The organism is Ornithinibacillus sp. 4-3 (assembly GCF_040958695.1).
Lineage (GTDB): Bacteria > Bacillota > Bacilli > Bacillales > Amphibacillaceae > CALAMD01.
Genome location: NZ_CP162599.1, coordinates 1,369,602 through 1,382,183, shown reverse-complemented (window position 1 = coordinate 1,382,183; position 12,582 = coordinate 1,369,602). Strand labels below are relative to the sequence as shown.

At 33.6% G+C, this 12,582-nt stretch carries 15 protein-coding genes; 2 read left to right on the top strand and 13 right to left on the bottom strand.

Going from position 1 to position 12,582, the window contains the following annotated elements; genetic code table 11:
• Positions 1–11: 11 nt before the first annotated feature.
• The 5 genes from rsmD to ylbD form a co-directional block, all read right to left on the bottom strand.
• Complete coding sequence (gene rsmD, locus AB4Y30_RS06695) at positions 12–578, bottom strand: 16S rRNA (guanine(966)-N(2))-methyltransferase RsmD (RefSeq protein ID WP_368654713.1); 567 nt, start codon at positions 576–578, stop codon at positions 12–14.
• 272 nt (positions 579–850) lie between these two features.
• Positions 851–1,108 carry a YlbG family protein gene (locus tag AB4Y30_RS06690; RefSeq protein ID WP_368654712.1) on the bottom strand — a complete coding sequence of 86 codons (258 nt, stop codon included), beginning with the start codon at positions 1,106–1,108 and terminating at the stop codon, positions 851–853.
• A 41-nt stretch (positions 1,109–1,149) separates the two neighbouring features.
• Entirely contained in the window at positions 1,150–1,599 is a 450-nt protein-coding gene (locus tag AB4Y30_RS06685) for a YlbF family regulator (protein WP_368654711.1), read from the bottom strand.
• Positions 1,600–1,752: 153 nt separating this feature from the next.
• On the bottom strand, positions 1,753–2,019 hold the full coding sequence (locus tag AB4Y30_RS06680) for a YlbE-like family protein (RefSeq protein ID WP_368654710.1): 267 nt from the start codon (positions 2,017–2,019) through the stop codon (positions 1,753–1,755).
• 11 nt (positions 2,020–2,030) lie between these two features.
• Entirely contained in the window at positions 2,031–2,402 is a 372-nt protein-coding gene (gene ylbD, locus AB4Y30_RS06675) for a spore coat protein YlbD (RefSeq protein ID WP_368654709.1), read from the bottom strand.
• Between the two features lie 244 nt (positions 2,403–2,646).
• Between ylbD and AB4Y30_RS06670 the strand changes: the two genes are divergently transcribed.
• Positions 2,647–3,015 carry a YugN family protein gene (locus AB4Y30_RS06670; protein WP_368654708.1) on the top strand — a complete coding sequence of 123 codons (369 nt, stop codon included), beginning with the start codon at positions 2,647–2,649 and terminating at the stop codon, positions 3,013–3,015.
• Between the two features lie 113 nt (positions 3,016–3,128).
• On the opposite strand, the gene AB4Y30_RS06665 is transcribed toward AB4Y30_RS06670, so the two are convergent.
• The 7 genes from AB4Y30_RS06665 to cyoE all read right to left on the bottom strand — a co-directional run bounded on the left by AB4Y30_RS06665 (position 3,129) and on the right by cyoE (position 9,723).
• Positions 3,129–3,584, bottom strand: a complete 456-nt coding sequence (locus AB4Y30_RS06665) for a DUF420 domain-containing protein (RefSeq protein WP_368654707.1) — start codon at positions 3,582–3,584, stop codon at positions 3,129–3,131.
• 33 nt (positions 3,585–3,617) lie between these two features.
• On the bottom strand, positions 3,618–4,538 hold the full coding sequence (gene ctaG / locus AB4Y30_RS06660; protein ID WP_368654706.1) for a cytochrome c oxidase assembly factor CtaG: 921 nt from the start codon (positions 4,536–4,538) through the stop codon (positions 3,618–3,620).
• 277 nt (positions 4,539–4,815) lie between these two features.
• Positions 4,816–5,124 carry a cytochrome c oxidase subunit IVB gene (ctaF, locus tag AB4Y30_RS06655; protein ID WP_368654705.1) on the bottom strand — a complete coding sequence of 103 codons (309 nt, stop codon included), beginning with the start codon at positions 5,122–5,124 and terminating at the stop codon, positions 4,816–4,818.
• A 3-nt stretch (positions 5,125–5,127) separates the two neighbouring features.
• Positions 5,128–5,742, bottom strand: a complete 615-nt coding sequence (locus AB4Y30_RS06650) for a cytochrome c oxidase subunit 3 (RefSeq protein WP_368654704.1) — start codon at positions 5,740–5,742, stop codon at positions 5,128–5,130.
• 2 nt (positions 5,743–5,744) lie between these two features.
• The gene (gene ctaD, locus AB4Y30_RS06645; RefSeq protein WP_368654703.1) at positions 5,745–7,601 is read right to left on the bottom strand and encodes a cytochrome c oxidase subunit I; all 1,857 of its coding nucleotides are present in this window, start codon (positions 7,599–7,601) and stop codon (positions 5,745–5,747) included.
• Between the two features lie 38 nt (positions 7,602–7,639).
• A complete protein-coding gene (gene coxB, locus AB4Y30_RS06640) occupies positions 7,640–8,713 on the bottom strand; it encodes a cytochrome c oxidase subunit II (RefSeq protein ID WP_368654702.1) in 1,074 nt (357 codons plus the stop codon).
• Between the two features lie 71 nt (positions 8,714–8,784).
• Complete coding sequence (gene cyoE / locus AB4Y30_RS06635; RefSeq protein ID WP_368654701.1) at positions 8,785–9,723, bottom strand: heme o synthase; 939 nt, start codon at positions 9,721–9,723, stop codon at positions 8,785–8,787.
• Between the two features lie 584 nt (positions 9,724–10,307).
• Here cyoE and AB4Y30_RS06630 point away from each other — a divergent pair.
• A complete protein-coding gene (locus AB4Y30_RS06630; RefSeq protein WP_368654700.1) occupies positions 10,308–11,228 on the top strand; it encodes a heme A synthase in 921 nt (306 codons plus the stop codon).
• Between the two features lie 94 nt (positions 11,229–11,322).
• Here AB4Y30_RS06630 and AB4Y30_RS06625 read toward each other — a convergent pair whose 3' ends face one another.
• Complete coding sequence (locus AB4Y30_RS06625) at positions 11,323–12,534, bottom strand: FtsW/RodA/SpoVE family cell cycle protein (protein WP_368654699.1); 1,212 nt, start codon at positions 12,532–12,534, stop codon at positions 11,323–11,325.
• Positions 12,535–12,582: the final 48 nt, after the last annotated feature.

The window sequence follows — 12,582 nt, the reverse complement described above, 5'->3', positions numbered from 1 at the left end:
ATATTGTAGTCTCATTTTTTGTGGACTTTTTGAACATCCTCTAAAAGGGTAACTGCAATTGTTCCACTATACTTTACTTGCTTTATTTTATGTAATTTCTCATGAGCTATCTCATTTTTTGGATCATGCTCACAAATAATTATTCCATTTTCAGCTAATAAATCTTTATCTAATATGTTTTCAATCACTTTTTGATAATCTATTTTTGCATAAGGTGGATCAAGAAAAATCATATCAAATTGCGATTGCTTTTCTGCAAAAATATGTAATGCACGTAATGCATCCATGCGAAAAACTGCTGATTGATCTTCTGCTTTTACTAATTTAATGTTTTCATAAATCGTTCGTATTGCTTTGGGATGCTTATCAACAAATGTCACATGATCTACTCCACGGCTAAGTGCCTCGATTCCTAGATTACCACTGCCAGCAAATAAATCTAAAGCTTTTCCCCCATTAAAAAATGGACCGATTATTTGAAATAAAGATTCTTTTACTTTATCAGCTGTTGGTCTTGTAAAATTACCTGGAACAGCTTTCAATGCTCGTCCCTTAAACTCTCCAGCAATAACTCGCATGAATTCACCTCTTTCTGTTCGTTAATATCCTACCATAAATGAAATATTTATGTAAACTTCGACATAGAACTCTACAATAAAATGAATAGAGGTTTATTTATCGTACATAATAGTAGAGAAGCAGCTTTTATAAAGTTTGTTTCAACTGAAGAAGTCGCTTCTTCCCAGGCTTCTTCAGAATTTCTCCTCTCCCTTTACCTTTTTGTTTAGAAATAAGGACAAAAAGGACCTGCAGATTTCACATATTCTGCAGGTTTTCTTTTTCTAAATCATTATACCTCTATATCATATTCTGATTTTGTTGTGTCATAATTTGTCTCAATAAACGGCCTTTGTGAAAGCTCAACTTTTGAAATAAATGGATAACTTAAGAGCTTTTGAGAAATATCTTCAATTGCCTCTTGTTCAACATATAAGATCGCATATTTCATTCGTTTAGATGCGTAAATTAAATTACCATGCCGTTTAATTTTCTTTATGTTTTTACGATGCTGATACCATATTACTATACCTTGGCGATTTATTCTCATGCTTTATAATCCTCGCTTACTCATTATTATTCCCCATCTATTTACGATGCTTTACAGCTACAACCGCCACCTGTGCCGCAGCTTCCACTTGCACAGCCACCTTCAGCAAATAAAGCTCCTTCTTTTGGCACCATAATTTGTGTACTAACACTGAATGCCAATGTTTCACTTATTTCATCTAGGAGACGTTGTAAATTACGTTCTGCAACCTTAAAGGCTGACACCTTTCCATTTAAGTCCATATTTCTTTTACTTGCACGGACTTCCTTCATGATTTCATTATAATCAGGATGATATCTTCCAAATCGTTGCACATCCTCATAATGTAATTTTATATCATTAAACGCTTTAATTAGCTGTTGGGCTTCCGGATCATTTTCTAGCTCGTGCTTTGCTTGATAATATGCTTTCATTATGTCTGAATCAAGAATCATCTTACCTAACAATTCTGCACGATCAAGTACATCAACATATTCCAATGTACCTATCATATTTGCTCCACCTCCATCTACAGTTTATCATTTTTCATGGCATCTGGAAATATAATAGTCTTAAGCAGTACATATATTTAAGTATTTTTCTTTTTCTATTATCCTAGTAAAGCTTTTACCTCTCAGTGACAAAGAAAATATTGTGATTCCAATCTATACTTTCTCTTCCTTCTCTTCTTCCTTTTCTTTTTCTTCTTTTGTGCTAATTAATTCCCAAAAAAGATGTGCTAATTGAATTTGCTCTTCGATTTTTTTTACCCTTTGCGGAAAGGTTTTTCCATAAAATTCCTTTGCATCTTTTTCTAATTGAGTTATTGACTGAGGATCACGGGACAAATAACGATACCATATTGGATGAAGACGAATATACTGCAATAAATCAGGATGGTTTTGCAAATAAATATAACTATCTCTATCCATACTTTTACTCCTTAATCACGATAAAATGGAAAAGCATTTTGCCTTTGTCTCACTTCGGGATTCTGTTTTTGTTCCTGTTCTTGATCTATAAGCACTCCTTGAAACAATTGAAGCATCTGTTGTAGCTGAACAATATATTTTTGAACCTTTTCTACATCCAAGTCACTAAAAAAATTAGTAATCTGTGACAGTAAGGCTCCTTCTTTTTCTGTTTGTTGCTCCTTGTATTTCTCCCAATAGGCATCCTCTTCACCCAAGAGTGCCCATTTTTCATAAATCTCTTGCCATGACCTCCCCTCTCTTCTTATTTCTTTAATTAACGGAGGATATTGATTAATAAATACTTTGAACTGCTCCACAGATGGATGTAACGAATTAGTCAATCTCATCACTCCACACATTTTCTTTTTTATATTATGCGAAAGTTTTTAAATCGTGTTTTAAAGTAAATGGAAAAATCCTTCCTCCAATATGGTTATAAAGCATTCTTATGAAGTTGTGTCAAAATTATTTCTATTATCGAGTTTTAATCACTAAAATCCTCTGCTTCCTTTTCGCTTTTCCGTTGCAAGTTAGGCTATTTCATATTATGATATCTGTAGTGAGTAAAAACGTGAGGTGAAAAAAGTGAAATTAGAAAACACAGGTATCGAAGGTGCATTAGTCGATATAAAACAACTAAACCATTTAATGGGATTGCATGCTTTTATTAAAGGTGATCACTGGGATTATGAAAGAGTTACATATGATTATAGAATTGATTCCCAAGAGAAAAATGTTACTTATTATGTACGTATCCAAGCATATGCTGTGGAGGGAGATATTGATTTAGGTAATGCAGTTGTTAAAGTCTTAACTCCATTACTAGGGAAACATTATTATCCACATGGTATTGAATATGGAAAAGAAGAAAATTTCTCTGAAAGTCTTGTGGAACGCGCTCATAAATTAGTTGTAAATGTAGCCAAAGAAGTAGAAAAAGTTAAAAAACAATAATTTAATTCAAAGGAGCCCAACTACTTTTATTTTTAAGTAGTTGGGTTTTTAAATTGTCATAAAAAAGAAGGCTATCAATGATAACAGCCTTCTCTATCGTTAAAATATTCATATTAGTATCCAAGAATTGCTCGAATCATACTAGTTGTTTCTCCACCATCAAAAAAGATGTATAAAAGAAAATAAACCATAATTCCAGTAATACATGCAATTAACCATATCACACTTGTAATTGGTCCAAGCTTTCTATGCTTCGTAATGTTACGCTTTAAAGCTAGCCTTAAGGTAATTATTCCAAAAAAAGCACTTATAGTGGCAAGTGTAATATGGAAAAGTAAGAAAGTCGTATAATAAATTTTAAGATCATCTGGACCACCAAAGCTTGTGTTTCCAACAAAAATCGTTCTAGAAATATAAATGATGAAAAAGAGCAATGCACTAATTGCTGCTGCAATCATTGTACGTTTATGTGCATGATATTTCTTCTTTGAAACAAGTATCCAACCAATAACAACTAAAACTGCGCTTATAAAAATAAATAATGTACTAATTGTAGGTAAAATTGGCATCGTATATTATTTCCTTTCCTTCGTTTAATCCTATTAACTTGATATATGTGAAGTTGGTATTGGATCTATTTTTCCGGATCCTTTTTTAAACCAAGCAAAGAATACTTTACCAATTACATATGCATATACGAATTGAATTACTGTTTGCATAATAATTGCACCAAGCTGCTGATCATCCATCGTGCTCAAAGGAGAAAACATCTCAGGTCCTGATAAATCTCCAGAAATCCCATTTAAAACATCTGCCGGTACACATAAAGCCATTGCCTGTATCCAAGCACCTTCTGAAGTATACGCCGCAAATTGAGGAGTTCCTGTAAAAATAAGCAACGCACAAGCAGGTGTAATTAACGCTCCATGTGCAACCATATAAACAATTTTAAGTAATGGATTTAGACGATCTAATTCTTTAATCGGACAATAGATTACCCACCACATACAAATTGCTAAAATAAATAAGGCAATCGCTATAGAAGAATGTGCGATTGGTGATGACTTTGTAAAATCAAAAACTGCTGGCATATGATAAATAGAAAATGCCAAATTAAATACTAATACAATTACAATTGGCTGTGTTAATAATTTAAAAATCGGCCGGATTATTGGAGCATATACTACTTTTTTCCAAATCCATACAGGTATTCCCTTTATAATTAAAATAGGAACGACTAATAAATAGATTGCCATTTGTGTCATATGAGCAGTCAACATAATATGTGATAGTAAGTCAATTGGAGATCCTTTTACAATATAAAGTAATATTAATCCAATATAAAAGCCAATTTGTTGTCGAACAGTTGGCTGATCTTCTGCACCAAATTTTTCACGCATCGGACCTGTAATCAAATAATATGCGATTGCTATAGCTAATAAAAATAAGAAATAATATGGACTCCATAAAGCACGGAAGCCAAATATTTGTAAATCTAACGACATCGTCTCTAGCCACGTCATGTAAATCACTCCACTTGAAAGTCTTCTATAGAAATAGTACTTAGAGTTCCATAGCTACAAAAAAACATACAAAATTAATCTTTAAACATCTAGATAGTTATAATTATACCGCAAAATTGCCAAGCGGCTATCATTTTATGTGACAATCCTAGTAAATTTTCAAATGAAAGTGATTATCCCTATTTCTTGCTTGAGTTCACTTTCAAACATTTAAATAATCAATCATTCTAAATACAAAAAAAGACCGGGAGTATTTTCCCGATCTTTTTAGAAATAATTACCACCAACTAATGATTAATAATCCACCAAGAGTTAGTAATGCTGCCCAAATTCCACCATACATTAAAGTTGCTGGCATGCCATGCCCTTTATCCTTCATATGCATGAAATAGTATAATTGGAAAGCTACTTGAATAGCTGCCATAATGAGTAGGACTGGGACAATAAACATAGATGGAATTCCGCCAGCAGCTACAACAGCAAATGCTATTACTGTAAGGAGAATCATTAAAGCAAAGGAAATTACCATTCGCTTCATTTCTTCCTTATTTTGTTGCTTCTTAAAGGAATCAGTTTGATTTGTCATAAGTTAACCCACCTTCCCCATTAGGTATACTACTGTAAATACGAAAACCCAAATTACATCAATAAAATGCCAATATAAAGCAAATGTATTAAATTTAGGTGCTGTGTAAAGATCAAGACCTCTTTTCGCATTACGGATCATTAATGTAATTATCCAACAAATACCAAATGTTACGTGTCCACCGTGGAATCCTACTAACGCATAGAAAGCAGATCCAAATGCAGATGAACGGAAAGTAAATCCATAATCAGAAATATAATGAGCAAACTCATAAACTTCTCCAATTAAGAATCCAATACCTAGTAAAGCAGTTATTCCCATCCAAAGTTGCATTTTCTTAAAGTCATTATTTTTCATATGGTATATAGCATATACACTTGTCAATGAACTTGTTAATAACAATAAAGTCATTAAGAATACTAACTCAAGACCGAATAAATCTTCTGATGTAGGCCCACCAGCAGTAGAATTTCTAAGTGCTAAATATACACCGAATAAACATGCAAATAGTACTGTCTCTCCACCAAGGAAGAACCAAAATCCGTTGAGCTTGTTACGACCTTCAAGGGTGGCTGTATGTGGATTACTCGGCATCACTTTAGGTTTTAAATCTGCCATAATTAATCAGCCTTCCTTTCAAGTTCTTTTTCTAATTCCTCTTTAGGGATATAGTATCCATGGTCGTCTTTTAATGAACGGATAAGCATACACCCAATAGAGAACGCCATACCACCAGTTAATGCAATAGTCCAAAGTGCATTATCTACTTGGAAAATAAATCCAAGACCTGCAACAAAGAAACCAATTGACATTAAGAATGGTAAGATAGAACCGTTTGGCATATGAACATCACCTAAAGGCTCAGCAGGTAACATTTTTCCGTTTCCTTCTGTTTTCTCAATCCATAATGGATCTAATCCACGAGTTAAAGGAAGCTGTTCAAAGTTATAGTATGGTGGTGGTGATGATACAGCCCACTCAAGTGATCTACCATCCCATGGATCTGCACCAACTTTTTCGCTCTTAATAGTAACAAATACGTTTATTAGGAAGATAATTGCCCCAACTCCCATGAGTAAAGCACCAATCGAACTAATCATATTCCCTAAATCTAATCCCTGGTCTTCTAAGAAAACCCAATAACGACGAGGCATTCCCATTAAACCTAAGAAATGTTGAATAAAGAATGTTAAATGGAATCCAATAAAGAATATCCAGAATGTAATTTTACCTAATGTTTCATTTAAAATACGTCCAAACATCTTCGGCCACCAGTAATGCAGTGCACTAAAGATACCGAAAACGGATCCCCCAACAATTACGTAGTGGAAGTGAGCTACTACGAAATACGTATCATGGTACTGATAATCGGCAACGTTAGAACCTAACATTACACCAGTCATACCACCAATTGTGAATGAAGGGATAAATCCTAATGCCCACAACATTGCAGAGTTAATCGTAATATTACCGCCCCACATTGTTGCTAGCCAGTTAAATATTTTAATACCTGTTGGTACTGCAATTGCCATTGTACCTACAGCAAAGATAGAGTTTGCGACTGGACCTAAACCAACTGTAAACATGTGGTGAGCCCAAACCATGAATCCTAAAAAGGCAATTAACATAGTTGCAAATACCATTGCAGTATATCCAAATAATCTCTTCTTAGAGAATGTAGAGAATACATCACTAAATACACCGAATAGAGGTAAGATTAAAATATAAACCTCAGGGTGACCAAAAATCCAGAATAAATGCTGATAAATAACGGTGTTACCGCCTAAAGCAACATCAAAGAATGCACTTCCGAACATACGGTCAAACATTAATAAGAATAAGTTAATTGTAAGCGCTGGGAAAGCAAATAGAACTAAAATGCTTGTAATCAGCGTAGCCCATGTAAATAATGGCATTCTCATGTAAGTCATACCAGGTCCACGCATCGTAACGATTGTGGCAATCAAGTTAATACCACCCATTAACGTACCTGCACCTGAAATCTGTAACCCAAGTATATAGAAATCTACACCATGTCCAGGTGAATACATAGCTAGAGATGCATAAGAAGTCCATCCAGCATCTGGAGCTCCACCTAAAAACCAACTACAATTAAGTAAAATACCACCAAATAAAAATAACCAAAAACCTAATGTATTTAGGAATGGAAACGATACATCACGTGCACCAATTTGTAGTGGCATAACATAGTTCATGAAACCAAACAATATCGGCATTGCCGCTAAAAATAGCATTGTTGTTCCATGCATTGTAATCATTTCATTAAATAGTCCCGCACTAATAAAATCATTTTCTGGCTTAATCAATTGAATACGGACAATAAGTGCTTCTAATCCTGCAAGTAAGAAAAAGAAACCTCCGCCAGCCAAATACAATATCCCAATTTTCTTATGGTCTACTGTTGTTAACCAATCCCATAAAACGGATTTTTGTTTTCCAGCAGTTGCTACACTCACGAAATTTACCTCCTTTAGTAATCTAAATTAATATGATGTTATTGAGCACCAACTGTATCAGGGCCCACTTCAGAAGGATTTAATTGCAATAAATATTCAGCAATCTTCTCAGCTTCCTCATTACTTAATTCAGGATAAGCGCCTGTCATTTTATTATCAGGTTTAATCGCTTCAGGATCAACTAACCAGTCAACGATATTCTCTTTCGTAAATGGTTTAATTCCTGCAAGTCTAGATCTTGTACCGAAAGCAGTTAAGTCTGGACCAACTGGAACTGAATTTTCAATATATCCACTTTGAGAACCAATCGCGTGACAGTTTAGACAGCTATTTCCTTCAAATAATTCTTTACCTTCTTGAGCTACAGCATCTAATTCTAGCTGTTCTGGATCAAAGTCTTTCATATCCTGTACCCAAGTTTCATAATCTTCTTCACTTACTACGACAACTTTAAAGTCCATTAAAGAGTGAGAAGGACCGCAAAGCTCTGCACACTTACCAAAGTAAACCCCTTCTTCGTATGCTTCAATAAACAATGTGTTTAAGTTCTCTGGGTTAGCATCCAATTTTCCTGAAATACTAGGTACCCAGAAAGAGTGAAGAACATCATCAGTTTTTAAATTCACATATACTTTTGTGTTTACTGGAATATATAATTCCTGACTTGTTTGAAACTCTTCTCCTGGATAATCAAAATGCCACCAGTATTGTTTTCCTGTTACGTCAATATTAATATGCTCATCTTGATCTGATGTATCTGCCAAATCAAATGTAGCAATAACTGTTGGTACAGCCATAATTAATACTAAAATAATCGGTATAGCAGTCCAAATCGTTTCAAGTGTGTGACTACCTTCTACTTGTTTTGGTATAAAATCTTCTCTCCCCTTCTTCTTACGAAAACGGAGAATAATGACTACATAAGCAATCATTACTGCTAAGAAAACAAATGTCATAATGACAATAGTTAAGATTATTAAATTCATAGATGATTGAGCACCGTAACCTTTTGGTACAAGAGCAGTTAAGTTTTCTCTACCACATCCGGCAAGTAACAGTGCTAATGAGCCTAATAAAAACAAAGCTCTAGATTTTCCTAACCAAGTTTTCATGTATGCATACCTCTCTTTCTATTTGTCTCTTCCTTATATATTTTTTGGATATTGTAAGGATAAGTTTTGAACTAAAGGGGATTCAAAATTGTCACTAACACCATTAACCCAAAAAGAATTAGGAGATAGTTTAGTGAATAAAAGAAAACTACATTTGCCCACTTCAAATCGTTTTTAATAAATAAACCAGCTAAGCCAATTACTAACCATCCAATATTAAGAGTTGTGGCTATCACAAGAAATGTTGTGCCAAGTGCACTCAAAAAGAATGGCAATGGGACTAAACATGCAATATAAACAATGATTTGGCGCTTCGTAAATTCAAAACCATATACAACTGGCAACATTGGTATTCCAGCAGCTTTATATTGATCATGGTTTTTCATTGCTAATGCAAGGAAATGCGGCGTTTGCCATATGAACATAATCAAAAATAAAATAATGGGAACAATATGTAACTCTGGACTAATTGCAGCCCAGCCAATTAATGGTGGTACAGCTCCTGAGATACAACCAATCTCCGTGTTTAACGTGTATTTACGTTTTGACCATACCGTATATAAAATTACATATGTAAACCATCCAATAAACGCAATAACTGTTGCTGCTACGGTTGTATTCAATAATAGAATAAGACCTAATAATGTTGATCCAATACCAATAAATAATGTTGTATTTAATGATATAGCTCCTGTTACAGTTGGTCGAGATTTTGTTCGTTTCATGATTGGATCGATATCAACATCATACCAATTATTAAGTACGCTTGCACCTATTAGAACAAAAGTACTTCCGATCATCGTAAACAAGAACACATCAAGATTTGCTAAAAATGAATTATTTGTAAAATAAAGCGCTAACCAGAAACCAGTAAATACGGTAATTAAATTTGAATTAACTATGCCTATTTTTATCAACGCTTTAAAGTCAGCTAACAAATTTGTAGTTCTTTTTTTAGGAACAGATCCTTCTCCTACAACATTAGGACTAGCTGGCTCAATTTTGTTCAATCACATTCCCCCCTTTCGTTTTTCCACAAAAATTTTGATTTATCGAGTGATAAATCAAAATTTCCGGATAAAATGTTTCATTTCAAACTGTTTTTTTTACTTATTAAATAACAACTAATATCATAAATAAACCATATTGTTTTATACTTCATTTATTAAAAAACAATTATGATATTTACGATCTTTAGCAGAACTCCCCTACACTATTTTTAGCAAATAAAACCGAACAATGCAAGGGATTTTCCTTTTTTCAATTTCTGTCGAATAAAAATGTATAAGAGTATAACAATTTTGTGTCATTTGCTATTTTATAATGATAATACATTGCAAACTCTTCATAAATAATATTACTATAAGGTATAGTGATATTTAGCTAAATTTTTTCTTACAAAATTAATTTCATCTACAGATTAAGCAGAATGTTTAGCAACTACTATCCCCAAATAGTATTATTTTTTTGTGTTATTATTCAGATATACTTTATTTACTAGATCACAAGAGATTTTCTGTAGTTATATTTAACCTTCAGAAATGAACTCTATAGCAACTTGTATATTCAAAATCGCATAAAGTGAGGAACGAAAATGATCAAAACTTTAAAATCTCTATCTATTGTGAGTACGATAGGTATGATTTTTATACTCATCGGCGGTGCACTCGTTACAAAAACAGGTTCAGGTGACGGTTGTGGAGCTAGTTGGCCTTTATGTCATGGACAATTAATTCCAGAAAATATTACACCTGAATTAATTATTGAACTAAGCCACCGTCTCGTCTCATCAGTAATGGGAATTACTATTCTAGCTTTAGGTATTCTTGCTTGGAAATATCTTGGACATATCAGGGAAGTTAAATTCCTGTCTTTTCTTTCTATTTTCTTTTTAATTTTACAAGGATTAATCGGTGCTGCTGCAGTAATGTGGGGGCAATCTAAATTTGTTTTAGCAGCACATTTTGGTATTTCACTTATTTCATTTGCAGCTGTCTTCTTACTATCTTTACTTGTTTTTGAAATTGATAAGAAATTTGATACAAAATCATTATTTATTCAAAAGAAACATAGAATTGAAATCTATTTACTAACAGCATATACAGGCTTTGTTGTATACACTGGTGCACTTGTACGTCATGTTCAAGCTGACCTTGTTTGTGGCGATTGGCCTTTTTGTAAGAATAATCAGCCCTTAGCATTTGCTGATTATAGCTTTGAGCAATGGGTACAGATGGGCCATCGATTAGCAGCCGCTATTTTATTTATTTGGACAATCCTATTCTTTATAAAAGTAGTACGTAATTATCCGCGTAATGGAATTATGTTTTGGGGATGGACAATCACAACTAGCTTAATTGTTCTTCAAGTATTCTTTGGTGCAATGATTATCTTTACTGTATTGAATTTAGGTATTGCTTTACTACATGCTTTAGTCATCACATGCTTCTTTGGAATGTTGAGCTATTTTATCCTTTTATCTACAAGAAGCGCATTATTAGAAAAAAATAAGTAAGCTTTTAAGTCGGGAGATATACTCCCGACTTTTTTATATCCTCACAGAAAAATGCACTCCCAAAATTTGGAAGTGCATTTTTATTTATCTATGGTTATCTTTGCCATCGATTTTTCCTTACATAAGATTGTGTAGGCGCAGATGGTGCTGTAGTTCTATTATAACTATTACCTGTTGGAGGTGTTGCTACTGTTTGGACAGCTTCCTCTTTCTTGACTGATTTCGCAATGTTATTTAATATACCCATAGCAATCATTAATGCTAGCAAGGAAGATCCACCATAGCTTAAGAATGGTAAAGGAACCCCGGTAATTGGTAAAACTCCACTAATTGCACCTAAATTAACAAATGCTTGAATGGCTACCATTGTAGAAATTCCGATTGCCATGAATGAGCCGAAGCTATCTTTACACTTTCTACCAATAAAGATACCTCGTAATATAATAAGTAATAACATGCCAAGTACTAAAACAACTCCAAACACACCTAACTCTTCTGCCACAATTGCCATAATAAAGTCTGTATGAGCTCCCCATAGGTATCCCAGTTTTTGTACACTTTGTCCTAATCCTTCACCACCTAATCCGCCATTTCCAATCGCTACATAAGATTGAATAAGGTGATACCCAGTAGAATCAGGATGTGTAAATGGCTGATATGCACCAACAAAACGTGAAATACGTTCGCCTGTAATCATTCTTGGAATTAATACAGCAATAAATCCAAGACATACTACAAATAAGCCTGCTAGATGTTTAAAACGTACACCTGAACTAAATATAATAGAACAAGCTATTACAAATACAATAGCTGAAGTACCTAAATCTGGCTGCATAATAATTAAACTAATAATTACAGCAGTTATCATTAATGGTGGCAAAACACCTTTAGCAAAATCTTGTATATAAGCTTGTTTTTTTGAATAGATTGCAGCTAAGTAAATAATCAACCCTAATTTAACAAACTCTGCTGGTTGTAAAGAATATCCAGCAATTTTTACAGCTCTTGTTGCATTATGTACTGTTTCTCCAAAAAACAAAACCATCAACAATAAAATAATACAACCAAGAATAATAATCTTCATTAAACGTTTAAAATACTGATATGGAAATGCTAAAAAGAAAATATAAGCACCCATTGCAATTACAAACCACTGAATTTGCTTCTTTAAATAAAAAGTACTTTCAAGACCTTCAACAACTGCACTTACCATACTGGCACTATATACCATTATTACTCCAAATGCGGCTAGGAAAACTGGAGTAATCAATAATATATAATCGTAATTTTTCAATTTCCTAACCATTTACTCCACCTCTACCATAAACCTTATCATTAAGATAAAAAAACTTTG